Origin of the sequence: Geodermatophilus sp. DF01-2 (assembly GCF_004571065.1) — a bacterium.
Taxonomy (GTDB): Bacteria; Actinomycetota; Actinomycetes; order Mycobacteriales; family Geodermatophilaceae; genus Geodermatophilus.
In genome coordinates, this window is the sequence record NZ_SPQN01000008.1 from 11,791 (window position 1) to 37,697 (window position 25,907).

The following is a 25,907-nucleotide window of genomic DNA, read 5'->3' on the forward strand; positions in this document are numbered from 1 at the left end:
CGTGCTCCCTGCTCCGGGGTAGTCCTGCACGATGGCGAAGCGCACCCCGCTGGGGACGATCGGCAAGGGACGACGGGGCATCAGCGTGCTCGGCTGGGCGCTGCGCGGAGCGGCGGCCGGTGCGGCGGGTAGCACCGCGCTCAACGCCGTCACCTACCTCGACATGGCCGTCCGGGGCCGCGGGAGCAGCTCCACCCCGGAGCAGACGGTGGAGAAGCTGGCGGAGAAGGCGCACGTCCCGATCCCGGGGGACGACGAGACCCGGCAGAACCGCGTGCAGGGCCTGGGCCCGATGACCGGGCTGGCGGCCGGCGTGGGCGTCGGCGTCGTCGTCGGGCTGGTGCGCGCGGCCGGCTACCGGTCCCAGCCGCTGGTCGGCACGCTGCTGACCACCCTCGGCGTCATGGTCGCCGCCAACGGCCCGATGACCGTCCTCGGCATCACCGACCCGCGCAGCTGGTCGGCCACCGCCTGGGCCAGCGACGTCGTGCCACACCTGGCCTACGGCGCGGTGGTCAAGACGACGATGGACGCCTTCGACCGGCTGTAATGGAAATCGGCGATTCCCATCGTTCGAGGCGGCCCGCAGGGGCCATGGATTCTGTGAGGGTTGTCGAGTGCTGCGATCTCGTGGCCATCGGCGACCGATCACCCCGAGTTCGCAGCACTCGGCGCGCCGGCTACGGCAGACTGCGCGGGTGCACGAGATCACCACGGAGGCCGAGCTGCGCGAGCTGCTCGGGGAGCCCACCCCGCCCGCGCTCGCCAAGGAGCGGGATCGGCTGCACGAGCTCGACCGTGCGTGGCTGGCGGCGTCCCCCTTCTGCCTGGTGGCCACCAGCGGCACCGACGGCAGCTGCGACGTCTCCCCGAAGGGCGACCCGCCCGGGTTCACACTCGTCCTCGACGACCGGACCATCGCGCTGCCCGAGCGGGCCGGCAACCGGCGGGCGGACGGCTACCGCAACGTGCTGGCCAACCCGCACGTCGGCCTGGTCTACGTCCTGCCGGGCCGCGGCGACACACTCCGGATCAACGGCCGGGCGCAGCTGACCCGGGACCCCGACCTGCTCGACCGGATGGTGGTCCGGGGGCACCGGCCGCTGCTGGCGCTGGTCGTCGAGGTCGAGCAGGTGTTCTCCCACTGCGCCAAGGCGTTCCTGCGCTCGGAACTGTGGGACCCCGCGACATGGAACCCCGACGCCGTCCCCTCCCGTGCCCGGATCGCCCATCGGCTGGAGCGGCGCGGGGAACGGCTCGAGGACGTCGAGCGCTACTACGGCGAGCAGTACGCCGCGGGCCTGTACCCCGCGAGCTGACCCAGCTCAGGCCCGCCAGCCGCCCTCGTCCACCCCGCCGGGCACCGGGGCCGCGGGGTCGTACGGCATGCGGGTGAAGACGAAGGTGCCCAGGTCCAGGTGGTCGTCGGCGATGCGCAGCGGCTCGCCGGCGGAGTAGCCGTCCAGCCCGACCCACGTGCCGTCGTCCCGGCGCGTGAAGCGGCTGGCCCGCCCGGGCCGCCCCGGCAGCGGTCCCAGGTGCAGCAGGCCGCCGGGCAGCGCGCGCAGCACGTGCGGCGCCGGGCCCCAGAACCAGACCCCGAGGACCTCCAGCGGCACCGGCGGCGGCGACGGCGTCCAGGGCTCGACGACCCGCGGCTCGGCGGCGCGCAGGTCGGCGAGCAGGCCGGGCAGCAGCGGGTCCAGGCCACTGGTGGTGTTGGCCAGCGAGACCGCCCCCGTGCGCTCGTCGCGGTCGACGAAGACGCCGGCCAGGAAGCCGGGCATCGAGCCGCCGTGGCCGACCAGCGTGCGCCCGTCGACCCGCAGCACCTGCAGGCCCAGCCCGTAGGCCGACCACCCGGGCGCCGAGGAGTCCACGCCGGCGGGCACGGTCATCTCCTCGAGCGTCGCGGGGTCGAGCACGTCACCGGTGTCACCGAGCAGGAAGGCGGCGAAGCGGGCGAGGTCGGCCAGCGTCGCCCACAGCTGCCCCGCGGCGGCCATCACGCCGGCGTCGTGCTCCGGCTCGGGCAGGACGACGTCGGCCCACGGGTGCACCGCGCGCCCCTCGGTGGCAGGGGCCACCGGCCGCGGCGTCGTCCGCGTCATGCCGAGTGGCGCGAGCACCTCGCTGCGGACGACGTCCTCCCATGCCTCCCCGCGCAGCCGGGCCACCAGCTCACCGAGCAGGCCGAAGCCGAGGTTCGAGTAGTGGAACCGGCGCGCCGCGCCGAGGACGACGTGCTCCTCGCCCAGCCCGAGCTCGTCGAGCGTGCCGCCGGGGGTGCGCTCCCACCAGCCACCCGGGCTCTCCGCCGCCGCGCCGGCGACGTGGGCGAGCAGCTGGCCGACGGTGCGGTCCCCGAGCGGGGTGCCGGACACGTGCCGGTCGAGCGGGTCGTCGAGGTGCAGCCGTCCCTCGTCGCGCAGTCGGAGGACGGCGACCGCGGTGACCGTCTTGCTGATCGACCCGAGCCGGTACTGGACGTCGGTGTGCGGCTCCGGGACGTCGCCGCGGCCGGCGGACCAGGCCAGGCCGCCGTCCCGGACGACGCCGGCGACGAGGCTGGGCGCCCGGCCGTCGCGCTGGACCCGGGCGGTGCGGGCGAGCAACAGGCGGGCGGTGGACGGCAGCACAGGCTCGGGCACGACCGGGACCGTAGCGAGCCCGCGGGTCAGGACGTCGGCGCGGGCGCGGGCAGCGGCAGCCGGCCGGTGCGGGTGGCCCAGCGGTCGAACCAGAGGGTGACCAACGGCGGCACCGACGCGGCGAGGGCCAGCAGCGTGGTCGTCGCGTTCCAGCGCAGCACCCGGGCGGCCACGACGGCGACCAGCACGTAGGCGATGAAGATCCCGCCGTGGATCGGGCCGAAGATCTGCACGCCGCGCTCGGAGGTCTCCAGCACGTACTTCACGAACATCCCGGCCAGCAGCCCCACCCAGGAGCACGCCTCGGCGAGGGCGACGGCACGGAAGGCGAGGGCGACGGCGTGCGGGTTCACGGCCTCATGGTCCCTGACGCCGGACCGCACCGGCCCGGCCCACCATCGTGACCCCCACCACCTGGCAGGGTCGGGGCCCGTACGAGGTCTGGCGCGGCGCGAGTTATGCCTGGCGCTGCTGCGCCGGATGGCCGACCTGCGGCCCGACCTGGTCGCCGGGCTCGCCGGTGCTGCGGGCGACACGGGGTCGGCTGCGGGTCTGGGAGCACGTGCTCGACGACGTGGTCGGCCTGCCCGGCGCGGAGAGCGTCGACCCCGGCGCCACCCGCTGGGAGGTGGCCCTGCCCGGCGGCGCCCGCGCCCGCTTCGTCCGGGGCCTGCTCCAGCAGGTCCACGGGCCGGGCACCGACCTGCTGTCGGTTTCCGCGGAAACCGACAGCAGGGGGCTCACACGGCGATGCGGTTGAACTTCGGCGTCGCGCCCATGTTGTCCACGCTGGCGACCTTCACGACGTCGCCGGAGGTCGGGGCGTGGACCATCTGGCCGTCGCCCAGGTAGATGCCGATGTGACTCACCGGGCTGTAGAAGGCGACCAGGTCGCCGGGGCGGGCCTCGGACCGGGAGACCGGCGTCCCCATGGACGACTGCATGCGGCTGGAGTGCGGCAGGCTGATGCCGGCCGCTCCGAACGCGTACTGGACCAGGCCCGAGCAGTCGAACGAGTTCGGGCCACCCGCCGCCCAGACGTAGGGCTTGCCGCGCTGGGCCAGCGCCGTGTCGATCGCCTTCTGGACCGCCCCGCCGGCGGCCACCACCGGAGCGGAGGCAGGGGCCGCCGGCGCCTCGCGCTCGGTGCGGCTGGCCCGCCCGCCGTCGGCCGTCCCGTCCGCCCGCCCGCCGTCGGCCGTCTCGTCCGCCCGACCGCCCTCGCCGGCGCCGTGCGCGACCGCCGCGGCATCGAGCGCGGCCCGCCGCTCGTCGGCGGACAGCCGGGCGAAGTCGGCCTGGTACGCGGCGATCTGCGCCTGCAGGTCGGCCTGCTGGCGGGCCACCGTGTCGTACTGCTGCTGCGCCTCGCCGGCGGCCCGGTCGGCCACGACCTGCGCCTTCGCGGCGACCTCGCCGGCGGCGACGGCCTGGTCGAGCAGTCCGTTCTGGTGCCCGGCCACCGCCTGCAGCAGGGTGACCCGGTTGACGAACTCGTCGGCGGAGGTACTGGTCATGAGCGCCTGGAGCGACCCCATGCTCTCGCTGGTGAAGGCGGTGCGGGCGATGCCGCGGATGTGCTCCTGGGCGGCGGTGACGGCCGTCTGCGCCTCGGTCACCGCCGCGGCGGCGGCCTCGGCGGCCGCCTGCTGGGCCTTCAGCGCCTCACGCGCCTCGAGGAAGTCCTCGGTGAGGACCTCGAGGTCGTGCCCGCGGGCGGCGACCAGAGCGGCGGCCTCTGCAGCGGTGGTCGGCTCCTCGGCGCCGGCGGGAGCGGGGGCGAACGCGAGTCCGAGGGCCGCAGCGAGGACGAGGGCAGCCCGGCGGGCGGTGCGAGGGGTCGCCATGGTGCGGCGGCACTCCGTTCTGCTGCGAGCCGCCTACCGGGTCAGCTGACGGGTTCGGGCATGGCGTCGCCCGGCGCGTCCGGCACGTGCGGCCGGGTGCGCTTCACCCCAGTGGTGCGGTGGGTCCCCGGCCCCGCGCTCCCGGGGAGGAGAGCGCCGGCTCGGCGGCGACCGCGGGGTGTCACCCAGGCTGGTGACGGAGCGCCCCGTCGGACACACAGACGGTAAGGGGCGTGACCCGGCCGTGACAATTACCCGAATGTGATTTCGTGGGACTTCGACTCAACTCCGCTGGCCGCGGGCAACAGGCGGGGCGGATGTGACGGACGAGGTGCGCCGGACGCAGGACGACGCGAGGACGACCGCGAGAACCGAGCCCCCGCGTACCGGCTACGGTCCGCCGGTGAGCGCGCGTCGATTCGACACCGTCGTCGTGGGGGCCGGGCACAACGGGTTGGTGGCCGCGGCCTACCTGGCCCGCGCCGGCTGGTCGGTGCTGGTCCTCGAGCGGCTGCCGGAGGTCGGCGGCGCCGCGGTCAGCCGGCAGGTGTTCCCCGGGGTCGACGTCCGGCTCTCGGCCTACGCCTACCTGGTGAGCCTGCTGCCCGACCGCATCGTCGCCGACCTCGACCTGCAGGTGACTCTTGCCGACCGCGCGGTCGCCTCGTACACCGCCGTCCCCGGTGGTCCCGGCCTGCTCGTCGAGCGGGACGAGGGCGCGCCCACCGCCGGGTCCTTCCGGGCCCTCACCGGCTCGGACGCGGAGTTCGCCGCGTGGCAGCGGTTTCACGGGCGGGTGGCGACGCTGGCCGAGGACCTCGCCCCCACCCTCACCGAGCCGCTGCTCTCGCCCGCCGAGCTCGCCGGGCGGCTGCGCGACCCCGGGCTGTGGCACGACCTGCGGGAGCGGCCGCTGGCCGACGTCGTCGCCGACGAGCTGTCGCACGACGTCGTCCGCGGGGTGGCGCTCTCCGACGGGCTGATCGGCACGTTCGCCGACGTGCACGCCGCTGACGGCCCGGCCGGGCGCTGCTTCCTGTACCACGTCGTCGGCAACGGCACCGGGCGCTGGCGGGTGCCGGTCGGGGGGATGGGTGTGCTCTCCGGCGCGATGGCCGCCGCGGCGCGGAGCGCCGGCGCCGAGCTGGTCACCCGGGCCGAGGTGACGGCGCTGGAGCCGCGGGCGGACGGCGTCACCGTGCACTGGACCGACGACGACGGCGCCGAGCGGGCGGTGGACGCCGGCTGGGTCGTCGGCGGCGCCGCCCCGGACGTGCTCGACCGGCTCACCGGGGCCGCGCCCCGCCCCTCCGTCGACGGCGCCCAGCTCAAGGTGAACATGGTGCTCGCCCGGCTTCCTCGGCTGCGCTCCGGCGTCGACCCGGCGGTCGCGTTCGCCGGGACGTTCCACGTCGACGAGGCCGCCTCCCAGCTCGACGCCGCGCACGCGCAGGCCGCTGCCGGTCGGCTGCCCGACGTCGTCCCGTTCGAGGTGTACTGCCACTCGCTGTCCGACCCCTCGGTGCTCGGGCCGGCCGAGCGGGCCGCGGGCTGCCACACGCTCACCCTCTTCGGCCTGCACACCCCGGCCGCGCTGTTCCGCCGGGACCCGGTGGGCACCCGGGACGAGGCGGTGCGCCGGGTGGTCGCCCAGCTCGACGCGCACCTGGCCGAGCCGCTTCTGGACTGCCTGGCCCGCGACGCGGACGGGCGGCCGTGCCTGCAGGCGGCCTCGCCGCTGGACGTCGAGGACTCGCTGGCGATGCCGGGCGGCCACATCTTCCACGGGGACCTGTCCTGGCCGGTCGCCGCGGCGCCGGACGAGGTGGGTGCCTGGGGCGTGGCAACGCCGTACCCACGGGTGGTCGCCGCCTCCTCGGGCGGCACGGTGCGCGGCGGGGCGGTCAGCGGCCTGGGCGGGTACGCGGCTGCCCGTCACCTGCTGGACCGGTGCTGAGGTCGTCCCGGACGGCGCGCCGGCTGCGCGCCGAGACGGCGTCCCTCCTGCACGGCGCCGCCGAGCTGGCCCGCGGCCGGGATGTCGCGCTGATCGCCGCCGGGCTGACCTTCTACGCCGGCATCGCCGTGGTCCCGCTGCTGGTCGTCGCCTTCTCGCTGACCGCGCTGCTCACCTCCCCCGACCGGGTGCGTGGGCTCGGCGACCGGCTGGCCCAGCTGCTCCCCTCGGAGCTCGGCGCCCCCGAGGCCCTGCGGACACTCGCCGCCGCGGGGACCGGCCTGGACCCGCTCGGCTTCGTGCTGGCGCTCGTCCCGCTGTCGTTCTACGGCGAGGGGCTGCGCCGGGCGCTGCTGCGGTTCACCCCGCGGCGGGACACGCTGACCGGCTGGCGCGGCCGCCTGCTGGCGCTGCCGCTGGTGCTGGTCACGCCGCTGCTCATGTACCCGCTGCTCCTGGCGGCCTCGGCGATGGTGGAGCTCACCGAGCGGGGCAGCGCGCTGGGCAGCCTCGCCGTCGGCTACTACTCGGTGCTGTTCACGCTCACCGCTCCGCTGCTGTGGGGCTTCGGCGTTGTCGCCGCCGGCCGGCTGCGCTGGCCGGCCCTGGTCTCCGGCGTGCTGTTCACCGCCGCCTGCCTGTCGGGCTTCCTGCAGGGCTTCGTGCTGTTCCTGGCCCTGCCCCTGGCGCTGGGGGCACCGTTCGGCGGCCTGACGGCCGTGGGCGCGGTCGTGGCGATCAGCCTGTGGCTGTTCCTGCTCCACCTGGTGGTGATCGGCGGGTGGCTGCTGACCCAGTCGCTCGACGACCGGCTCCGCTCGGGTGGTCAGTCCTCGACCGGCTCCTCCGGCTCCTGAGCGGGCATCGACGCATCCGGCTGCGGCCCCGGCGGAGGTGCCGGTGTCGGCGGTGGGACCGGTGTCGGCGGCGCAGGCGGCGCCGGGGACTCCGGCCGTGGCGCCGGCTCGGGCGCCGGCTGTGGCGCCGGCTGTGGCGCCGGCGGGGGCGCGGGCCGAGGCGCCGGCCGGGGCGGAACGTAGTCCTCGCCGTTGCTGACCAGGATGGTGACGACCTGGTCCTGCACCGCCCGGCCGCCGCGCGGGGGGCTGGTGCCCAGCAGGGTTCCCGAGCGCCGCGCGCTGTCCACCCGCACCGTCCGGTGCTCGAAGCCGGCGTCGGACAGCTCCGCCTGGCAGGCCCGCACCGACGAGCAGCCCGGCACGGGGCGGGTGTTGCCGTTCTCCACCACCTCGTCGGCCGGCGGGAACTCCCCGCTGCCCCGGGCCTCCAGGATCGGTGCCATCGCGTCGTGCCAGACGGTGGCCGCCTTGCCGCCGCCGAACCCGCCGACGTTCTCCTTCTCCTTCGGGTTGAGCACCATCACGCTGGCGGCGATCTCCGGGGTGTACCCGACGAAGGCGATGGAGTCGTTGTCCTGGGCCGTGCCGGTCTTGCCGGCGATCTGGTGGCCGGGGACGTGGGCGCGGGTGCCGGTCGCACCCGAATGCCCCGGCTCCACGTCCTTGCGCAGCATCTGGTTGAGGGTGTTCGCCACGCCCGGCGGGATCGCCTCGGGGGTGCAGCGGTCGCCGAGCGGGAGCGGCTCGCCGTCCCGGCCGACCGCCGGCTCGCCGTGCCGGTCGAGGACGGCGGTCACCGGAACGACGTCGCACCGGGTGCCGCTGGCCGCCAGGGTCGAGTAGGCGCTGGCCAGGGCGAGCGGGCTGGTGGCCTCCGCGCCGAAGGTGAACGACCCGCGGTTCTCGTCGATGATCTGCTGCGGCAGCTCCGGGTCGCTGAACTGGAACAGCCCCATCCGCTCGGCCATCCGCACCGGCTCCTCGACGCTGCCGAGGGCGTCCTCGAGAGCCAGGAAGTAGGTGTTCGACGACTGGTACAGCGCGGTGGTCAGGTCCAGCGTGGACCGGAACCGGCCGACGTTCCGCACGTCGTAGCGCCCGTCCTCGTCCTCGTAGACCCGCGAGTAGTAGCGATCGGACGTGGTCAGGGTGTAGTAGCTGGAGTAGCCGCGGGCCAGTGCGGCGGCGGCGGTGAACACCTTGTAGGTCGACCCTGAGCCCTTGCTCGGCCAGACGTGGAGGTTGAACGACTCCTGCGCCGGGTCGTCCGCGTCGTACCCGAAGACCCGGTTGACGCTCATCGCCAGGAGGTGGCCGGTGCCCGGCTCGACGGCGGTGAACATGCCGGCCAGGGAGTCGCCCATCTCGAGCGTCCCGAGGACGGCGGCATCCCCGGCCCGCTGGAGGTCGGCGTCGAGCGTGGTCCGGACGACGTAGCCGCCGTTGTCCAGCTGCTCCTGGGTCAGCCCCAGTTCCTGGACGAGGTAGCGCTGCACGAAGTCGCAGACGAAGGGGCCGACGCTGGCCTCGACGCAGCCGCGGCGGGGGGACGGGGCCGGCGCGAGACCCAGCGGGGCGGCCTGCGCGGCGGCGGCCTGGGCCTGGTCGATGTAGCCCTGCTCGGCCATCCGGGAGATGACCTCGTTGCGCCGCGCGGTCGCCGCCTCGGGGTCGGTGAACGGGTCGTCGGCGGTCGGGCTCTGCGCCAGGCCGGCCAGCAGGGCCGCCTGCGGCAGGTCGAGGTCGATGGCGTCGACGCCGAAGAAGGCGCGCGCGGCCGGTTGCACGCCGTAGGCGTTCTGCCCGAAGTAGACGACGTTGAGGTAGCGGGTGAGCAGCTCGTCCTTGGAGTAGGTGTCCTCCAGAGCCAGCGCCAGCCGGGCCTCTCGGAGCTTGCGGCCCAGGGTCTGCTCGGTGGCCGCGCGGCGCTCTTCGGGGGTGTCCGCGGTCTGCAGCAGGGTCTGCTTGACCAGCTGCTGGGTGAGGGTCGACCCGCCCTCCTGCACGCCGCCGGCGGCGATGTTGGTGACCAGCGCGCGCATCGTGCCCTGGACGTCGAGGCCGTGGTGCTCGTAGAACCGGGCGTCCTCGATGGCGATCGTCGCCTGCTTCATCACCTCGGCGATGCGGTCGCCGGTCACGGGCGCGCGGTTCTCGTCGTAGAAGTGGGTGATCGGCTCACCGTTGGCCGCCAGCAGCACCGTGTTGGCCGGTGGGGTGTCGACGGTGAGCTCGGTGGGGAGGTCCCCGAGCAGGCTGGTCGACTGCTGTGCGGCCACGGCGGGCCCGCCGACCCAGGGGAGGAGGAGTCCCGCGACGAGCGCTCCGGCCACCACGACCGTGGCGGCGAGCGTGAGCAGCGTCCTGACCCGTGCGTCCGTGCGCAGGTCCATGGGCCCCCTTCCGTGGAGGTCCCACTGGAACAGAGAACCGCGGTGCCCACAACCATCCGCGCCGCACACTCCGGCAACCGGCACCGGAGCCCGCATCACCGGTCACGTGTGGAACGGCGATGCCCCTGATCGGCTCGCCGTCGTACGCCGGATGTGGTCCGATTCGCACAGGGCGGGGCCGAGCGCATTGGGGGCGCCGTGAGCGAGGGCCAGCGCAGCGTCGCGGTCGTCGGAGCGGGCACGATCGGGTTGTCGTGGGCGACGCTGTTCGCCGCGTCCGGGATGGCGGTGCGGGTGCAGGACCCGCGGTCCGACGTCGGCCCGCAGGTGGCGGAGGCGGTCCACCACTACGCCCGCACCCAACCGGACCAAGCGCTCGACCCGGAACAGCTGCTCAGCCGCATCGAGGTGGTCGACGACGTCGAGGCCGCGGTCACCGGGGCCGACGTCGTCCAGGAGAACGCGCCCGAGCGGCTGCCGCTCAAACGGGAGCTGTTCGCCCGGATCGAGGCCGCCGCCCCCGAGCGGGCGCTGATCGCCTCGTCGACGTCGGCACTGATGCCCAGCGACCTGGCGCGGGAGATGCGCACCCCGGAACGGCTGGTGGTCGGGCACCCGTTCAACCCGCCGGAGGTGCTGCCGCTGGTCGAGGTCGTCCCCGGCGAGCGGACCGCGCCGTGGGCGGTCGAGGCGGCGGTGGCCTTCTACCGCGAGGTGGGCAAGAAGCCGGTGGTGCTGCACAGGGAGGTCAACGGCTTCGTGGCCAACCGGCTGCAGTCGACCCTGTTCCGGGAGTGCGTGTGGCTGGTCTCCCAGGGGGTGGTGAGCGCGGCCGAGCTGGACGAGATCGTCACCGAGTCGATCGGCATCCGCTGGGCGACGGCGGGGCCGTTCGAGAGCTTCCACCTCGGCGGCGGGCCGGGCGGCATGCGGCACTTCCTGGAGCACCTGGGCCCGGGGATGGCCCGCGGGTGGAAGGTGGTCGAGCAGCCCGAGCTGGACGAGGCCACGGTGGAGCTGATCAGCGGCCAGGTCGAGAGCCGGTTCGGCGGCCGCAGCTACCAGCAGCTGACCGAGGCCCGCGACCGGGCACAGCTGGCCGTGATCGACGCCCGCGACGCCGCCCGGGCGGCTCCCGACCGGGAGGAGTGAACAGTGGACATCGACGAGGTGCGCCGGCTGCCGACGACACCGATCGGCGCGCCGGCCTACCCGGCGGGGCGCTACCGGTTCACCGACCGCGAGTACCTCAACATCCTCTACCGCACCGACGCCGAGGCGATGCGGCGGCTGGTGCCGGAGCCACTGACCGTGGGGGATCCACTGGTCCGCTTCGAGGTCATGCGGATGCCCGACGTCACCGGGCTGGGCTCGTTCACCGAGTCGGGGCAGGTGCTGCAGGTCGAGCACGAGGGGCAGAGCGCGGACTACCTGCAGTGGATGTACGTCGACAGCCTGGCCTCGATCGCCAGCGGCCGGGAGATCAGCGCCTATCCGAAGAAGCTCGGGGCGCCGCGGCTGTACGTCGACTCCGACACCCTGGTCGGCACGCTCGACTACGGCAGCCTGCGGGTGGCCACCGCGACGATGGGCTACAAGCACCGGCCGATGAGCGACGAGGACGCCCGCGCGGAGATCGGCCGCCCGACGTACGCGCTGAAGATGCTGCCCGGGTACGACCGGCGGCCGCGGATCCTCGAGCTGGTCCGCAGCCAGATCACCGACATGACCGTCAAGGGCGCCTGGACCGGCCCGGCCCGGCTGCAGCTCTTCGAGCACGCCCTGGCCCCGCTGGCCGACCTCCCCCTCCGCGAGGTCGTCTCGGCCAGCCACATCCTGGTCGACCTCACCCTGGGCCGGGCCGACTGCGTCTTCGACTACTTGCAGAGCTGAGCGGGCGCCGGGGCACCGGAGCGGGCGGAGGGAGAACCGGCGATGGCCGCACCGCTGGAGGGCATCCGCGTCCTGGAGGTGGCCAACTGGATGGCCGCCCCCGGCGCCGCGGCGCTGATGGCCGACATGGGAGCCGACGTCGTCAAGGTCGAGCCGCTGCGCGGGGACGCCATGCGCCGCGCCACCCGGCAGCCGCAGGTCCCCGAGGACGAGACGCCGATCGACGCGGCGTTCCAGATGGACAACCGCGGCAAGCGCAGCGTCGCCGTCGCTCTCAACGAACCGCGGGGCGCGGACCTGGTGCGCCGGCTGGCCGTGCGCGGCGACGTCTTCCTCTGCAACCTGCTGCCCTCGCGGCAGGCGAGGTACGGCCTGGACGCCGCCACGCTGCTCGGGCTCAACCGGCGCCTGGTGCACGCCACGCTCACCGGCTACGGCCCCGCCGGACCCGACGCGGCCCGCCCCGGCTACGACCTGACCGCCTTCTTCGGCCGCGGGGCGGTTCTCGACGGGGGTCTACTCGCAACCAGGCGGCGGGGTTGCAATCGCGCTCGGACCCGCGGAAGACGGACTCCGGATCACCGCATCAGGCACACCGGTCAGCGTATGCGCACGCCCCTCGCTGGGCGGCGCGGTGGCAGAGTGTCGGCGTGGTCGTCGAGGAGCGCCGGATCGTCGCGGGGCTGCGTGCCTCCGGGGCCGTCTTCGGCTACCTCCACGGCAGTCGCGCGGCGGGCACCGCCCGGCCGGACAGCGACACCGACGTGGCGGCCCACTTCGGCGGCCGAGCCCCCGCAGCCTGGAGCGTCGACCTCCCCGACGGTACCGACCTGGTCGTGCTCGAGACCGCCCCCCTCTACCTCTCGGGGCGGATCGCGTGTCAGGGCCGGTTGCTCTTCGACGACGCCCCCCCGACGCGCGTCCACTGGGAGGCCGACGTCCGCACCCGGTACCTGGACGAACTGCCCTACATCGAGCAGATGGCGCAGGAGTACCTCCAGGCGGTGGCCGCACGTGGTCGACGCTGAGCGGCTCGGCCGGCTCCTCGCGCGGGTCCGCAAGGACGTCGAGCGCATCCGGAGGACCTCCGCAACTCATGACCTGGTCCACGACCCGATCGCCCTGGACGCGGTCAAGTACGGATTCGTGACGGCGATCGAGGGCTGCGTGCGGGCAGCGCAGCACCTCGTCGCCTCCGAGGGCCTCGGTATGCCGGAGAGCAACGCCGCGGCGGTACGCCTCCTCGGCCGGCACGGCGTCGTACCGGCCGATGTCGCCGAGCAGGTGGCCCGGGCCGTGGGCTTCCGCAACGTCCTCGTCCACGAGTACGCCGAGGTCGACGACGACGTGGTCCGTGCCAACGTGGCCCTGCTCGACGACCTCGACGAGTTCACCTCCACGGTCGCGGCCTGGGCGGCGCGGAACGGTTGACCGCGGGGGTCAGCCCGACAGGAGCTCCGGGAGGTCGCCGGAGTGCAGCACCACCAGCGTGCTCACCGCCCGGGTGAGGACGACGTAGAGCCGGTGCAGCCCGCGCGGCTCGGCGGCGACGATCGCGGCCGGGTCCACGACGACGACCGCGTCGAACTCCAGCCCCTTGACCAGCGACGCCGGGACGACGGCCAGCTGCCCCGGATCGTCGTCCTCCCCGAGCACCGCCGCGGGCAGCCCGGCCGCGACCAGCGCCGCGGCCACCTCGGGCACGCCGTCGTCGGCGCAGACGACGCCGATCGACCCGGGGACGGCGGCCAGCTCGCCGACCACGTCGGTGAGCGGCCCGTCGGGCCGGATGCGCAGCGACCCGGCTCCGCGGCGCACCGCGGTGGCGGCCGGCAGGCCGGGGGCGATCGCCGGCAACAGCCGGTTGGCGTACTCCAGGACCTCGCCGGGCACCCGGTAGCCGCGGGTGAGCGGGCGGACGGCGGTGTCCGGTCGGCCCAGGCCGGCGAGGGTGCGGCTCCAGTCGGCCGCCGACCACGGGCTGGTGGCCTGGGCCAGATCGCCGAGCACGGTGAGCGATCCGGCGGCCAGCCGGCGGGCCACGGCGCGGCACTGCATCGGGGAGAGGTCCTGGGCCTCGTCGACGACCACGTGCCCGTAGCCGGTGGTGCGCTCGAGCAGCCCGGCGACCTCGTCGACCAGCACGGCGTCGGCCTCGGTCCAGGGAACGTGACGGAGCGGTCCGTCCGGCCTGCGCAGCAGCGCCTGCTCGACGTCGTCCAGCACGCCGCGCGCCGCCCGCGCCAGAACGGCGGGGTCGGTGAGGAGGCCGTGCACGAGCGCCGCCGCGTCCCGGGCGGGCCAGACCGCGTCGCAGAACGCGCGCACCTCCGGGCTGCGGGCGGCGCGGCGAGTCTCGGCGTCGGTGGGGCTGCCGCCGGCGGCCTCGGCCTGCCGGCGGGCGTCCTCGGCCAGGAGCATCGCGAGCCGCTCGCGGCCGGCGGCGTGGTGCAGCACCTGCTGGTCCTCGCCGGCCCGGCCGCGGCGGCGCAGGTCGTCGACGTAGCGCTTCAGCCGCTCGACCGGCACGCGGCGCCGGCGGCCGGCCAGCGGCACCTGGACGTCGTCCGCCGGCTTGGCGATCGAGCCCCACAGGGCGCGGTGCAGCACCTCGGCCATGCGGGCGTCACCCTTGAGGACGGCGACCTCCGGGGTGTCGGTGCCGCGCACCGGCACCCGGGCGGTCAGCTCGGCCACGGTGGTCTGCTCGACGTCGACCTCGCCGAGGGTGGGCAGCACCTGCTCGATGTAGCGCAGGAACGCCCGGTTCGGCCCGACGACGAGGACGCCGGTGCGGGCCAGCTGCCCCCCGTGCGTGTAGAGCAGGTAGGCCGCCCGGTGCAGGCCGACGGCGGTCTTGCCGGTGCCCGGAGCGCCCTGCACGCAGATCGACTCGGCCAGCGGCGCCCGCACGATCGCATCCTGCTCGGGCTGGATGGTGGCGACGATGTCGCGCATCGGACCGCCGCGGGGACGCTCGATCTCCTCCCGCAGCAGCCGGCCGTCGCCCTGCTCCCCGGCCCCGAGCAGCTCGTCCTCGTAGCTGGTGAGCTCGCCGCCGGCGAAGCCGAACCGGCGGCGGCGCACCAGGCCCTGCGGATCGGCGGCGCTGGCCCGGTAGAACGGCCGGCTCATCGGCGCCCGCCAGTCGATGACGACCGGCGTGCCGTCGGCGTCACGCACGTGCCGGCGGCCGATGTGGAAGGTCTCGGTGCCGGTGTCGGTGCGCCCGAAGAAGGGCGGGACGCCGGGGTCTGCGGCCAGGGCCCGCAGCCGCTCGGCGCGGGCCGCGCCCAGCCGTTCGGAGGCCCAGGCGTCGACACCGGCGTCGACGACCGCGGAGGCGGCCGCGCGCATGGCGGTCAGGCAGTCGGCCGCGCGCGCCAGGTGAGCGCGCTCGGCGGTGAGAACGGGATCGGGGGCGGTGGTCGTCGCGCTCGGTGCGGAGGACACGGTCGGAGGACGTTACGCCACAACACGGTCGTCCTACCGGACGACGACCGCGGCCGGTCGCCGTCCCCCCACGCTGCTGAGCCCCACCCGGCCCTCCTCGGGAAGCCCTCCGGGCCCCCACTCGCCGAACCGACGACCGCGGCCGGTCGCCGTCCCCCCACGCTGCTGAGCCCCACCCGGCCCTCCTCGGGAAGCCCTCCGGGCCCCCACTCGCCGAACCGACGACCGCGGCCTTGGATGGGTCCATGCCCGAGACGATGCTCGCCGGACGGTTGGACGTGCGTACCCGCGACTTCGCGGTCAAGGAGGTGCCCAAGCCGACGCCAGGTCCGGGCGAGGTGCTGATCAAGGTGGCGGCGGCGGGCATCTGCCTGTCCGACGTGCACCTCATCGAGGGCCAGCTCTCGCCGCTGTTCCTCGCCGGTGCCGAGGTCACCCTCGGCCACGAGGTGGCCGGGACGGTCGCCGAACTGGGGGACGGCGTCACCGCGTGGACCGAGGGGCAGCGGGTGCTGCTGCAGGCCGGCGAGGAGAAGGACGGCTGGGTGCACACCCGCGGCGTCGACTACGACGGCGGCTGGGCGGAGTACGCGCTGGCCACGGCGGACACGCTGGTCGCCGTCCCCGACGGGATGCCGTTCGAGCAGGCCTGCATCGTGCCGGACGCGGTATCGACGCCGTGGGCGTCGATCGTGCGCACCGCCGGCGTGCGGGCCGGGCAGCCGGTCGGTGTGTGGGGCATCGGCGGCCTGGGCGCGCACGCGGTGCAGCTGCTGCGGTTGGCCGGTGCGGCGCCGATCGTCGCCGTCGACCCGGTCGAGACGGCCCGGGACCGGGCGCTGGCCTTCGGTGCCGACCTGGCCCTCGACCCGGCCGACGACGTCGCCGCGCGGGTGCGCGAGCTGACCGGCGGCGCCGGCCTCGCCTACGCGTTCGACTTCGCCGGGGTCGCGCCGGTGCGCGAGCAGGCGGTGCGGACCCTGGAGCGCGACGGCGCGCTGGTCCTGGTCGGGCTGACCGACCAGCCACTGACGATCCGCAACGGCACCCAGTTCAGCTACTTCGGGCAGCGCATCCTCGGCCACTACGGCTCCGACCCCGAGCACGTGGGGGAGCTGGTGTCGCTGGTCCGGCACGGCCGGCTGGACCTGTCCCGCTCGGTCTCGGGCACCCTCCCGCTCAGCGAGGCCGCGCGCGGGGTGGAGATGCTCGCCCACAAGGAGGGGAATCCCATCCGGCTGGTGCTGACGCCATGACACCGTCCTTCTCCGGACGACGGCCGCGGCCACGCGCCGTCCCCGACCGGAGCTGAGTCCCCCGGCCCTCCTCGGCGAACCCAGCCGGGTCCCCGCTCGTCAGACCGACCGCTCACCGGGCTCCACGATGTGCACGTCGACCGCGCGGAACTGCTCCGGGGTGGCGAGCAGCACCGCCTTCGTCGGCTCCCCGACCTCGAGGGCCGACCCGCGGCGCAGCGCGGCGAGCGCGCGCAACCGCGGGTCGGCCAGGACGTCGTCCACCAGGCTGCGGTCTCCACCGGTGAACAGGGCCTCCACCTCCCCTGCGTGCGGCAGCAGCACCCGGGCGGCGGTCTCGACGGCGGCGCCCACCACCGCGTCGGTCTGGTGGGCCCGCCGCCGGGCGAAGCGTTGCTGCGACCAGCCGCCGGCCGCCGTCCGCCCCTGGACCTGGCGCGCGTCGACCTTGGAGACCACCAGGTCGGCGCCGTCGAACACCCCGACCGCCCACCGACCGCGGCGGACCAGCAGGACGGCGGCGCGGTGCGGGATGCGGACCGCGGCGGTCAGCGAGGACAGCAGCGCCGGTCCCGGCCGCCAGTCGAACGGCGTCCGCAGGGTGACCTCGGTGGTGTCCGCACAGGTGACCCGCACGGCCCCGTCGAAGAGCTCGACGCGGTCGAAGGTGCCGTGCCGGGCGGCGACGCCGTCCAGCCAGCGGCCCAGCCGCTCGGGTGACACCCGGAGGCGTCGGCCACCCCCGGCGGCGGGACGGGGCCGGGTCAGGCCTGGCCGTCCCGGGTGGTGGGCAGCCCGGCCGCGGCCCAGGCCTGGTAGCCGCCGACGACGTCGGAGGCGCGGTGCAGACCCAGCGCCCGCAGCGAGTCGGCGGCGAGGCTGGAGGCGTAGCCCTCGTTGCAGAGAACGATCACCTCGACGTCGTGGCCGGTGGCCGCGGGTAGCCGAGCATCGCTGGCCGGGTCCAGGCGCCACTCCAGCACGTTGCGCTCGACGACCAGCGCGCCGGGCACCTCGCCGTCCGCCTCCCGCTGGGCGACCGGGCGGGTGTCGACGAGGAGCGCGCCGGCCGCCATCCGCGCCGCGGCCTCCGCCGGCTCCAGCCGGTCGATACGGCCCCGCGTCTCCTCGAGCACCTCGTCGATCGAGCGGGTGGCGGGCGACGTTCCCACGGGCTCCGCCCTGTCGGTCATCGAGCCATCGCCGGCTCGGCGGCGTGCTCGGCGGGCACGTGCAGCAGCCGCTGGCCCGCGGCGACGACCACCGTCGCGACCGCGGCGGCGAGGGTGGCCACGAGGAAGGCGGTGTTGGCCCCGCTCGTGTCGACCAGCTTCCCGGCCGCCGAGGAACCCACGGCCACCCCGAGGGCCAGGGCGGTGCCGATCCAGGTGAACGCCTCCGTGGTCGCCGACCGGGGGACGAGGACCTCGGCCAGCGTGAAGGAGCTGATCAGGGACGGCGAAACGGCGAGCCCGGCGATCACCACGAAGGGGATCATCAGCCAGACGTCCCGGACGAGGAAGAGCGGCAGGCTCAGCACGGTCAGCAACGCGAGGGCGACGACCAACCGGTGGCGCAGCGGGTGCCGCCAGTGCACGCTCCCCCAGCCGATCCCGCTGGCCATGGACCCGAGGGCCAGCGCGGCGATGAGGACGCCGGACAGCGGCATCGCGTCCGCCTCGTCGGCGAAGGCCACCAGGGCAATTTCCAGGGTGCCGAGGACGGCACCCACGGCGGCGCCGACGACGAACAGCACCCGCAGGCCGGGGTTGCGGATCGCCGACGGCCCGCTGCGGGAGGCGTGCCCGTGCGGCGGCGGCTCGGTGCGGCCCTGGGCGGCGAACAGCAGGCTGCCGACCGCGGCCAGGACGAAGGCGGTGACCACGCCGGAGGTGGCATGCCCGGTCGTGGAGAGGATGGTGACCAGCACCGGGCCGACGATGAAGACGAACTCGTCGACCACCGACTCCATCGCCAGCGCGGCCGGGAGCCGGTGGGTCCCGCGCAGCAGGTGGGTCCAGCGCACCCGGATCATCGAGGCGACCGGCGGGATGCACGCCCCGGCCAGCCCGGCCGAGACGAACAGGATCCAGCGCGGCCAGTCCTCCTTGACCGCGGGCAGGAAGACGCAGCCGGCAGCGATGAAGACCGCGAGCACCGGCAGCAGCGTGCGGCGCTGGCCGTGGGTGTCGGCCCAGCGGCCGATCAGCGGGCCCGAGACGGCGGTGGTCAGCGCGCCGGTCGCCGCAACCGCCCCACCCAGGCCGTAGGAGCCGGTCTCCGAGGCGATCAACAGCACCGAGCCGAGCCCGACCATCGACAGCGGCAGCCGCCCGACGAACGCGGCCAGGACCATCGGCAGTGCGTGCGGCGTGCGGAGCACATGCAGGTATGGGTTGGGCACGTGGGGAGGACCTGTCGTCTCAGGTGAGGGGGAGCTCCGGTACGACAAGCCACGCTAACCGACGTCCGGAGCCGGGGCCCGGTGGCGTACGAGCCGCCGCACGGGCCCGGGGCACCGCCCCGAGTGTGCGAGGGGGGCCCGATGACCCCGTCCAGGGCCCCGCCCTGAGTTGCCGAAGGGCGGGGAGGACGGGGTCCTGCAGGGCGGCCTCCCTGCTCCCCGCCGCGAGCCTGCGAGTGTCGGGGAGCAGGGGAGCGGCCCCGTCCCGGGTCCCGCCCCGAGCCTGCGAGGCGCGGGGAGGACGGGGTCCTCTCTCAGGCGAGCCGGTGCTCCAGGATGGCCAGCTCGTCCCACATGGTGCTGGGAAGCTTGTCGCCGAACTTCTGGAACCACTCGGTGATCTGCGGGACCTCGGCGCGCCACTCGTCCTTGTCGACGGCGAGGGCCTTCTCCACCTGCTCGCGGGTCATGTCCAGGCCGGAGACGTCCAGCGAGTCCGGCGTCGGGACGTGGCCGACCGCGGTCTCCTCGGCGGCCGCGGTGCCCTCGAGCCGCTCGACGACCCACTTGAGGACCCGGCTGTTCTCCCCGAAGCCCGGCCACAGGAAGCCGCCGTCCTCGTCGCGGCGGAACCAGTTCACGTAGAAGATCCGCGGCAGCTTGGTGGCGTCGTGCATCTTGCCGGTCTCGACCCAGTGGCCGAAGTAGTCGCCGGCGTTGTAGCCGATGAACGGCAGCATCGCGAAGGGGTCGCGGCGGACGACGCCGACCGCGCCGGTGGCCGCGGCCGTCGTCTCCGAAGAGAGCGTGGCCCCCATGAAGACGCCGTGGTTCCAGTCCCGCGCTTCGGTGACCAGCGGGATCGTGGTCTTGCGGCGCCCGCCGAAGAGGATCGCCGAGATCGGCACGCCCTTCGGGTCCTCGTACTCCGGCGCCAGGATCGGGCACTGGGTGATCGGCGTGCAGAACCGGCTGTTCGGGTGACTGGAGGGCTCGTCGCTCTCCGGCGTCCAGTCCTGCTTCTTCCAGCTGGTGAGATGCGCTGGCGGCTCCTCGGTCATGCCCTCCCACCAGACGTCGCCGTCGTCGGTGAGCGCGACGTTGGTGAACACCGAGTTGCCCTTGTCGATGGTGCGCATCGCGTTGGGGTTGGTGTCCCAGCCGGTGCCCGGGGCGACGCCGAAGAGTCCGTACTCGGGGTTGAGCGCGTAGAGCCGACCGTCCTCGCCGAACCGCATCCAGGCGATGTCGTCACCGAGGGTCTCGACCTTCCAGCCCGGGATGGTCGGCTCGAGCATCGCCAGGTTGGTCTTGCCGCAGGCCGACGGGAAGGCCGCGGCGACGTAGTAGGTCTTCTGCTGCGGGCTGGTCAGCTTGAGGATCAGCATGTGCTCGGCCAGCCAGCCCTCGTCGCGCGCCATGACCGAGGCGATGCGCAGCGAGTAGCACTTCTTGCCGAGCAGCGCGTTGCCGCCGTAACCCGAGCCGTAGGACCAGATCATGCGCTCCTCGGGGAAGTGCACGATGTACTTGGTGTCGCTGCAGGGCCAGGGCACGTCCTGCTGACCCGACTCCAGCGGGGCACCGAGGGAGTGCATGGCGGGGACGAAGGGCCGGTCCTCCCCCATGGCCTCGAGGATGTGACCGCCGATGCGGGCCATGACCCGCATCGAGACGACGACGTACTCGGAGTCGGTGAGCTCGACGCCGAACATCGGGTTCTCGGCGTCGACCGGGCCCATGCAGAACGGGATGACGTACATCGTCCGGCCGCGCATGCACCCGCGGTACAGCTCGGTCATGACCGACTTCATCTCGGCCGGGTCCATCCAGTTGTTGGTGGGCCCGGCGTCGGCCTCGTCCTTCGAGCAGATGAAGGTGCGGTCCTCGACGCGCGCGACGTCGCTCGGGTCGGAGGCGCACCAGAAGGAGTTGGGCTTCTTGTCCAGGCGGGTGAAGGTGCCCGCGTCGACCAGCTGCTGGGTGAGGCGCTCCCACTCCTCGTCGCTCCCGTCCACCCACACGACCCGGTCCGGGGTGGTCAGCTCGGCCATCTCCTGCACCCAGGCCAGCAGCCGGGCGTGGGTGGTCGGGGCGTTCTCGAGACCGGGGGTGGCCACGGAAGTCACGGCGTCTCCATCCTCTGGGTACACCGGGCGGGGAGCCGCCGGCGCTGGTGCTCGTCCTGCTCAGCTGTGATCCGGACCGCCTGGCGCTCCGGGCGCCGGCGACGGGCCGGGGTTCCGGAGAGCCTACAAGCGCGGACGTCCACTGTAACCGTGAGAGACGTTACGTATAAGACGTCTACCCGAGGTGCCGGAGGATGCCGCCGCGGTTCCGGGGTTCACGGGCGGTCCCCGCGGGAAGGGGGCACGGATGACCGTCACCGACCCCGACGTCCCGGACCCGCTGAACGACCCCCGCACGCTGCAGGCCGACCCCGGGGCCTACGGGCAGGGCGGAGACCTCGCCTCCACCGAGGACGACGCCATGGCCACCGGCGAGGAGGAGCTGGCCACCGGCGAGGAGGAGCTGGCCACCGGCGGGGACGAGCTGACCGCCGGCCGGGACGCGGCCGACGACGCCGGTGACGGGGACGTGACCGGCGGCGCGTGGTCCGAGGCCCCGCGCAGCTGAGGCGGATCGGGCCGTTTCGGCTGCGGCCGGCCGGGAACCCCTCGGGACCCGACAGTCGACGCGAGGAGGACCGCTATGGCCACCGGTGAGACCGGTTTCGAGGACGTCACCTACGACCTCATCTCGGTGCAGTACCACTCGCTCAAGGCCGGGCACGACTACGGCCAATACGTCCGCGACGCGGAGAACGCCGGGCTGCAGGACGTCGCGGCCTTCTTCCGCGAGGTCATGGAGCAGGACTCCGCGCGGGCGCGGCGCTGCCACGAGTTCCTCCGGCAGCTGTCCGGGACCGAGCAGGGCGGCCCCGCGACGCAGTAGCAGAAGGACCCCCTGCCCCCCGCCACTTGCAAGCTCGCGGCGGGACCCTGCAGGGGGCCCACTCAGGGCCGTCACCGGGCACGATGACGCCGTGATCCGCACGTCGCTGACCCGTCTGTTCGGCCTGACCGCACCGGTCGTGGGAGCTCCGATGGCCGGGGTGGCCGGTGGAGCGCTGGCCCGGGCGGTCTCCCTCGGCGGGGGCCTGGGCACGATCGGCGTGGGCAACGCCGCCACGCCGGAGTTCGTCGCCGAGCAGGCCGCCGTCCCGGCCGCCGACGGCCTGCCGTTCGGCATCGGGCCTCATGGCCTGGGCGCTGGCCGAGCGCCCCGAGCTGCTCGACGCCGCGGTCGCCGCGCGCCCGGCGCTGGTGTCGGTGTCCTTCGGAGATCCGGCGCCCGCGGTGGGGCCGCTGCACGAGGCCGGCATTGCCGTCGCGGCGCAGGTGAACACGGCCGACGACGTCCGCCGTGCACAGGAGGCCGGCGTCGACCTGCTCGTCGCCCAGGGCACCGAGGCCGGCGGGCACACCGGGCACCGGGCCACCCTGCCGCTGCTGCAGGAGGTGCTGGCCCTGGCCGACCGACCGGTGCTCGCCGCCGGGGGCATCGCGACCGGCGCGGGGATCGCCGCGGCGCTGGTCGCCGGCGCCGCCGGGGTCTGGATCGGCACGCCCCTGCTGGCCTGCCCCGAGGCGCTCAACTCCCCCGCCGCGCGCGCCCGGGTGTGCGCGGCCCGGGGCGAGGACACCGTGCTCACCCGCGCCTTCGACGTGGCGCAGGGGCTGGCCTGGCCCGAGCGGTGGCCGGGGCGGGCGCTGGTCAACGACTTCAGCCGCGAGTGGCACGGGCGGGAGGAGGAGCTGGCCGCGGACGCCGAAGCGACCCGCCGGGTGGTCGAGGCACGGCGGACCGGCGACCTGGCCGCCGCTCCGCTCTACGCCGGGGAGTCGGTCGGCCTGGTCACCGCAGAGCGACCGGCGGCCGACGTCGTCCGGGACCTGGCCGTCGGGGCCGAGCGCGCGCTGCGGGCGGCGGCGGACCTGCTGACCGGACCGTGACGGCCCCCTCCAGTGCGTTCCCGAGCGAACGAGGGGCGCCCTGGAGGGGCCTTCCTCAGCGGACGCCGACGAGGTCGACGACGAAGACCAGCGTCGCGCCGGGCTTGATGACGCCGCCGGCGCCGCGGTCGCCGTAGGCCTTGTGCGGCGGGATGGTCAACCGGCGCCGCCCGCCGACCCGCATCCCGGCGATGCCCTCGTCCCAGCCCTGGATGACCTCGCCCCCGCCCAGCCGGATCTCCAGGGGGTCGCCGCGGTCCCAGGAGGCGTCGAACTGCTCGCCGCCCTCGTGGGTGACGCCGACGTAGTGGGCGCTCACCAGGTCACCGGCCTTGGCCTCGGGGCCGTCGCCGACGACGAGGTCCTCGATCACCAGGTCGTCGGGCGCCGGGCCGGTCGGCGGCTCGACGTCGGGGCGGGTGGGTTCGGCCATCGGTTCTCCTCGGGGTCGGTGCCGGGTGGGTCCCGACGGGCTCCCCCATCCAAACAGCGGTTCGGCGGGGTCGCCGGGCGGGCTGCGGTCCGGCGGCGGTACCGACCAACCTCGGGTGCCGGTCGAGGCGGTGGCCCGGACCCGCCCGACCGGGTGCGGGGCGCACCGCGCCGTGCTGGGCTGGGGCGGTGCCCGACAAGCCGATACCCGCCGAGCCCCCGTGGTGGACCCGCGCCGTCGTCTACCAGGTCTACCCGCGGTCCTTCCAGGACTCCGACGGCGACGGGGTCGGCGACCTCGGCGGCGTCCTCCAGCGGCTGGACCACCTGGCCGACCTGGGCGTCGACGTCCTGTGGCTCTCCCCGGTCTACCCCTCGCCGCAGGCCGACAACGGCTACGACATCAGCGACTACACCGACGTCGACCCGCTGTTCGGCTCGCTCGAGCAGCTCGACGAGCTGGTCGCCGCCCTGCACGACCGGGGGATGAAGCTGGTCATGGACCTGGTGGTCAACCACACCAGCGACCGGCACCCGTGGTTCCTGGAGTCCCGCTCGTCGACGGACTCCCCGAAGCGGGACTGGTACTGGTGGCGGCCGCCACGGGTCGGGATGGCGCCCGGTGAACCCGGCGCCGAGCCGACCAACTGGCACTCCTTCTTCTCCGGCTCCACGTGGGAGCTCGACGAGGCCAGCGGCGAGTACTTCCTGCACCTGTTCGACCGCCGGCAGCCGGACCTGAACTGGGAGAACCCCGAGGTCCGCCAGGCCGTGTACGCGATGATGCGGTGGTGGCTCGACCGCGGGGTCGACGGCTTCCGGATGGACGTCATCAATCTGATCAGCAAGGACGTCGGCCCGGACGGCGAGCTGCACGACGGGCCGCCGCTGCCCGGCCTGCCCTACGGCGACGCCTCGGCGTCCGTGGTCTGTGGGCCGCGGGTCCACGAGTTCCTGCAGGAGATGCACCGCGAGGTGGTGGCCGGCCACGAGGCGACGCTGCTGCTGGTCGGTGAGATGCCCGGGGTGACCGTGGAGCAGGCGCGGCTGTTCACCGACCCGGCCCGGCGCGAGGTCGACATGGTGTTCCAGTTCGAGCACGTCCAGCTGGACCACTCCGGGTCGAAGTTCGACCCGCACCCCCTGCGGATGCGCGACCTCAAGGCCTCGTTCGGCCGGTGGCAGACGGGGCTGGCCGACGTCGGCTGGAACTCCCTGTACTGGGACAACCACGACCAGCCGCGGGCGGTCTCCCGCTTCGGCGACGACTCGCCGCGGTACCGCCGGGACTCGGCCACCTGCCTGGCCACGCTGCTGCACCTGCACCGCGGGACGCCCTACGTCTACCAGGGCGAGGAGCTGGGGATGGCCAACGCCCCGTTCGGGAGCATCGACGGCTTCCGGGACGTCGAGTCGCTGAACCACTACGCGCAGGCCGTGGCGCACGGCGCGGACCCCGAGGAGGTGCTGGCCGCGCTGCGGCGGATGAGCCGGGACAACGCGCGGACGCCGGTGCAGTGGAACGACTCGCCGCATGCCGGGTTCACCACCGGGACGCCGTGGATTCCGGTCAACCCCGACCACGGGGAGTGGAACGCCGCGGCGCAGCGGAACGACCCGTCGTCGGTGTTCGCCCACCACAGGCGGCTGATCGGGCTGCGGCACGAGCAGCCGGTCGTCGCGCTCGGCGACTTCACCATGCTGCTGCCCGACCACGAGGAGGTGTACGCCTTCACCCGTCGACTGGACGGCGAGACGCTGCTCGTCGTCTGCAACCTCGGCGGCTCGATCCACCCGCTGGGCGAGCTGCTGCCGGAGGCGGTCGGCGCCGAGCTGGTGCTGGGCAACCTCGGCGAGGAGGACCCCGCCGTCCTGCGGCCGTGGGAGGCCCGGGTCCTGCGGGTCTGACCCGCTCGCTCAGCGGGCGGTCCGGTCCAGGATCAGCGAGACCGTGGCGGCCGGTTCGTCCCACTGCGGGAAGTGCCCGGAGCGGTCGAACCAGTGCAGGTCGGCGTCGGGGAAGGCTCGGACGGCGCGCTCGGCCTGCCGGGCGAGGGTGACCCGGTCCCGCCGCCCCCAGCCGATGGTGACCGGTCCGGACAGGGTGCCGGCCGGCGCAGCCTGCTGACGTGGACCCAGGGCCAGGTCGTCGAGCACCTCGTCGAAGGAGGGCGAGGCGACGTATCCCTCCAGCTCTCGCCGCACGAGCTCGCCGTCGAGCGCCCAGGGCCGGGCGGAGAACTGGAGCAGGAGCGCCGTCCGCCCGGCCGGGTTGGCCAGCAGCGCCGGCAGCGCCGGGCGGATCCGCCGGACCAGCACCATGGACGCCGCGATGCTGGCCCGGAAGACGCGGGCCTCCCGGTCGGTCCAGAAGCCGCCCGGATCCAGGGCGACGCCGCCGCGCCCCAGGCCGCGCCGGGCCAGTTCCAGCACCATCCGTGCCCCCAGCGAGCTGCCGACGAGCGGCGCCTGCGCCAGGTCCTGGTCGACCAGCCACTTTCCCACGGCCTCGGTGAGCGCGGCGAACGTCGGCCGCGGCAGGGGCGGGCTGTCCCCGGCGAAGCCGGGCAGGTCCACGGCGACGACGCTGCGCTCGGCGGCCAGGGCCGGCAGCACCGGTTGCCAGGACCGCCAGGAACCGCCGAGGCCGTGCACCAGGACGAGCGGGGGACCGGCGCCGAGCCGGGTGGCCGAGATCTCCATGCCCGGTCCCTACCCCGCGGACCGCGGGCTCAGCGGAGTAGC

At 74.7% G+C, this 25,907-nt stretch carries 25 protein-coding genes and 1 riboswitch; of the genes, 14 read left to right on the forward strand and 11 right to left on the reverse strand.

Annotation, left to right across the window (positions count from 1 at the left end; translation table 11 throughout):
* Nucleotides 1–31 precede the first annotated feature (31 nt).
* Both E4P41_RS04350 and E4P41_RS04355 read left to right on the forward strand, forming a co-directional pair.
* Entirely contained in the window at nt 32–550 is a 519-nt protein-coding gene (locus E4P41_RS04350) for a hypothetical protein (RefSeq protein ID WP_135139646.1), read from the forward strand.
* A 148-nt stretch (nt 551–698) separates the two neighbouring features.
* Nucleotides 699–1,319, forward strand: coding sequence for a pyridoxamine 5'-phosphate oxidase family protein (locus E4P41_RS04355; RefSeq protein ID WP_135139647.1), 621 nt, complete (start codon nt 699–701; stop codon nt 1,317–1,319).
* A gap of 6 nt (nt 1,320–1,325) precedes the next feature.
* Here the strand turns inward: E4P41_RS04355 and E4P41_RS04360 are convergent, their stop codons facing one another.
* Both E4P41_RS04360 and E4P41_RS04365 read right to left on the reverse strand, forming a co-directional pair.
* Nucleotides 1,326–2,651, reverse strand: a complete 1,326-nt coding sequence (locus tag E4P41_RS04360; protein ID WP_135139648.1) for a serine hydrolase domain-containing protein — start codon at nt 2,649–2,651, stop codon at nt 1,326–1,328.
* A gap of 26 nt (nt 2,652–2,677) precedes the next feature.
* Nucleotides 2,678–3,004 carry a DUF3817 domain-containing protein gene (locus E4P41_RS04365; RefSeq protein WP_135139649.1) on the reverse strand — a complete coding sequence of 109 codons (327 nt, stop codon included), beginning with the start codon at nt 3,002–3,004 and terminating at the stop codon, nt 2,678–2,680.
* Nucleotides 3,005–3,051: 47 nt separating this feature from the next.
* Here E4P41_RS04365 and E4P41_RS04370 point away from each other — a divergent pair, with 47 nt between their 5' ends.
* Complete coding sequence (locus tag E4P41_RS04370; protein ID WP_135139650.1) at nt 3,052–3,411, forward strand: hypothetical protein; 360 nt, start codon at nt 3,052–3,054, stop codon at nt 3,409–3,411.
* On the opposite strand, the gene E4P41_RS04375 is transcribed toward E4P41_RS04370, so the two are convergent.
* On the reverse strand, nt 3,392–4,498 hold the full coding sequence (locus E4P41_RS04375) for a C40 family peptidase (RefSeq protein WP_135139651.1): 1,107 nt from the start codon (nt 4,496–4,498) through the stop codon (nt 3,392–3,394). The genes E4P41_RS04370 and E4P41_RS04375 overlap by 20 nt on opposite strands.
* Nucleotides 4,499–4,533: 35 nt before the next feature.
* Nucleotides 4,534–4,630: riboswitch (cyclic di-AMP (ydaO/yuaA leader) on the reverse strand.
* A 271-nt stretch (nt 4,631–4,901) separates the two neighbouring features.
* On the opposite strand from E4P41_RS04375, the gene E4P41_RS04380 reads away from it, so the two are divergent.
* Together E4P41_RS04380 and E4P41_RS04385 are read left to right on the forward strand one after the other, a co-directional pair.
* Complete coding sequence (locus E4P41_RS04380) at nt 4,902–6,455, forward strand: NAD(P)/FAD-dependent oxidoreductase (RefSeq protein ID WP_135139652.1); 1,554 nt, start codon at nt 4,902–4,904, stop codon at nt 6,453–6,455.
* Complete coding sequence (locus tag E4P41_RS04385) at nt 6,449–7,312, forward strand: YhjD/YihY/BrkB family envelope integrity protein (protein WP_245177099.1); 864 nt, start codon at nt 6,449–6,451, stop codon at nt 7,310–7,312. The genes E4P41_RS04380 and E4P41_RS04385 overlap by 7 nt, the downstream gene beginning before the upstream one ends.
* Here E4P41_RS04385 and E4P41_RS04390 read toward each other — a convergent pair.
* Nucleotides 7,282–9,708 carry a transglycosylase domain-containing protein gene (locus E4P41_RS04390; RefSeq protein ID WP_135139653.1) on the reverse strand — a complete coding sequence of 809 codons (2,427 nt, stop codon included), beginning with the start codon at nt 9,706–9,708 and terminating at the stop codon, nt 7,282–7,284. The two genes, E4P41_RS04385 and E4P41_RS04390, sit on opposite strands and share 31 nt — an antisense overlap.
* Before the next feature lie 198 nt (nt 9,709–9,906).
* Here E4P41_RS04390 and E4P41_RS04395 point away from each other — a divergent pair, with 198 nt between their 5' ends.
* From E4P41_RS04395 to E4P41_RS04415, 4 genes are all read left to right on the forward strand, one after another.
* A complete protein-coding gene (locus E4P41_RS04395; RefSeq protein ID WP_245177100.1) occupies nt 9,907–10,860 on the forward strand; it encodes a 3-hydroxyacyl-CoA dehydrogenase NAD-binding domain-containing protein in 954 nt (317 codons plus the stop codon).
* Nucleotides 10,861–10,863: 3 nt separating this feature from the next.
* Nucleotides 10,864–11,601: an acetoacetate decarboxylase gene (locus E4P41_RS04400; protein ID WP_135139654.1), complete on the forward strand. Its 738-nt coding sequence runs from the start codon at nt 10,864–10,866 to the stop codon at nt 11,599–11,601.
* Between the two features lie 650 nt (nt 11,602–12,251).
* Nucleotides 12,252–12,629, forward strand: a complete 378-nt coding sequence (locus E4P41_RS04410) for a nucleotidyltransferase domain-containing protein (RefSeq protein WP_135139655.1) — start codon at nt 12,252–12,254, stop codon at nt 12,627–12,629.
* The gene (locus E4P41_RS04415) at nt 12,616–13,032 is read left to right on the forward strand and encodes a DUF86 domain-containing protein (RefSeq protein ID WP_135139726.1); all 417 of its coding nucleotides are present in this window, start codon (nt 12,616–12,618) and stop codon (nt 13,030–13,032) included. Before E4P41_RS04410 ends, E4P41_RS04415 begins: the two co-directional genes overlap by 14 nt.
* A 9-nt stretch (nt 13,033–13,041) precedes the next feature.
* On the opposite strand, the gene E4P41_RS04420 is transcribed toward E4P41_RS04415, so the two are convergent.
* Nucleotides 13,042–15,054, reverse strand: coding sequence for an AAA family ATPase (locus E4P41_RS04420; RefSeq protein WP_135139656.1), 2,013 nt, complete (start codon nt 15,052–15,054; stop codon nt 13,042–13,044).
* A 245-nt stretch (nt 15,055–15,299) separates the two neighbouring features.
* Here E4P41_RS04420 and E4P41_RS04425 point away from each other — a divergent pair, with 245 nt between their 5' ends.
* Nucleotides 15,300–16,310: a zinc-binding dehydrogenase gene (locus tag E4P41_RS04425; RefSeq protein ID WP_167760921.1), complete on the forward strand. Its 1,011-nt coding sequence runs from the start codon at nt 15,300–15,302 to the stop codon at nt 16,308–16,310.
* A 99-nt stretch (nt 16,311–16,409) separates the two neighbouring features.
* Here E4P41_RS04425 and E4P41_RS04430 read toward each other — a convergent pair whose 3' ends face one another.
* The 4 genes from E4P41_RS04430 to E4P41_RS04445 all read right to left on the reverse strand — a co-directional run bounded on the left by E4P41_RS04430 (nt 16,410) and on the right by E4P41_RS04445 (nt 20,843).
* Nucleotides 16,410–17,033, reverse strand: a complete 624-nt coding sequence (locus tag E4P41_RS04430; RefSeq protein ID WP_245177101.1) for an acVLRF1 family peptidyl-tRNA hydrolase — start codon at nt 17,031–17,033, stop codon at nt 16,410–16,412.
* Between the two features lie 41 nt (nt 17,034–17,074).
* Nucleotides 17,075–17,482: a rhodanese-like domain-containing protein gene (locus E4P41_RS04435; RefSeq protein WP_245177102.1), complete on the reverse strand. Its 408-nt coding sequence runs from the start codon at nt 17,480–17,482 to the stop codon at nt 17,075–17,077.
* Nucleotides 17,483–17,499: 17 nt separating this feature from the next.
* On the reverse strand, nt 17,500–18,714 hold the full coding sequence (locus E4P41_RS04440) for an MFS transporter (RefSeq protein ID WP_135139658.1): 1,215 nt from the start codon (nt 18,712–18,714) through the stop codon (nt 17,500–17,502).
* Between the two features lie 314 nt (nt 18,715–19,028).
* Nucleotides 19,029–20,843 carry a phosphoenolpyruvate carboxykinase (GTP) gene (locus E4P41_RS04445; protein WP_135139659.1) on the reverse strand — a complete coding sequence of 605 codons (1,815 nt, stop codon included), beginning with the start codon at nt 20,841–20,843 and terminating at the stop codon, nt 19,029–19,031.
* Nucleotides 20,844–21,090: 247 nt separating this feature from the next.
* Here E4P41_RS04445 and E4P41_RS04450 point away from each other — a divergent pair, with 247 nt between their 5' ends.
* The 3 genes from E4P41_RS04450 (at nt 21,091) to E4P41_RS04460 (ending at nt 22,730) form a co-directional block, all read left to right on the forward strand.
* Nucleotides 21,091–21,351: a hypothetical protein gene (locus E4P41_RS04450; RefSeq protein WP_135139660.1), complete on the forward strand. Its 261-nt coding sequence runs from the start codon at nt 21,091–21,093 to the stop codon at nt 21,349–21,351.
* Nucleotides 21,352–21,426: 75 nt separating this feature from the next.
* The gene (locus E4P41_RS04455) at nt 21,427–21,669 is read left to right on the forward strand and encodes an acyl carrier protein (RefSeq protein ID WP_135139661.1); all 243 of its coding nucleotides are present in this window, start codon (nt 21,427–21,429) and stop codon (nt 21,667–21,669) included.
* Between the two features lie 305 nt (nt 21,670–21,974).
* A complete protein-coding gene (locus tag E4P41_RS04460) occupies nt 21,975–22,730 on the forward strand; it encodes a nitronate monooxygenase (RefSeq protein ID WP_245177103.1) in 756 nt (251 codons plus the stop codon).
* A 55-nt stretch (nt 22,731–22,785) separates the two neighbouring features.
* On the opposite strand, the gene E4P41_RS04465 is transcribed toward E4P41_RS04460, so the two are convergent.
* Nucleotides 22,786–23,163, reverse strand: coding sequence for an FKBP-type peptidyl-prolyl cis-trans isomerase (locus E4P41_RS04465; protein WP_135139662.1), 378 nt, complete (start codon nt 23,161–23,163; stop codon nt 22,786–22,788).
* A gap of 188 nt (nt 23,164–23,351) precedes the next feature.
* Here E4P41_RS04465 and E4P41_RS04470 point away from each other — a divergent pair, with 188 nt between their 5' ends.
* Nucleotides 23,352–25,070 (forward strand): alpha-glucosidase, encoded by a 1,719-nt coding sequence (locus tag E4P41_RS04470; RefSeq protein WP_245177104.1) that lies wholly within the window; start codon nt 23,352–23,354, stop codon nt 25,068–25,070.
* Nucleotides 25,071–25,079: 9 nt separating this feature from the next.
* Here E4P41_RS04470 and E4P41_RS04475 read toward each other — a convergent pair whose 3' ends face one another.
* Nucleotides 25,080–25,865 carry an alpha/beta fold hydrolase gene (locus tag E4P41_RS04475; RefSeq protein ID WP_135139663.1) on the reverse strand — a complete coding sequence of 262 codons (786 nt, stop codon included), beginning with the start codon at nt 25,863–25,865 and terminating at the stop codon, nt 25,080–25,082.
* Nucleotides 25,866–25,907 lie beyond the last annotated feature (42 nt).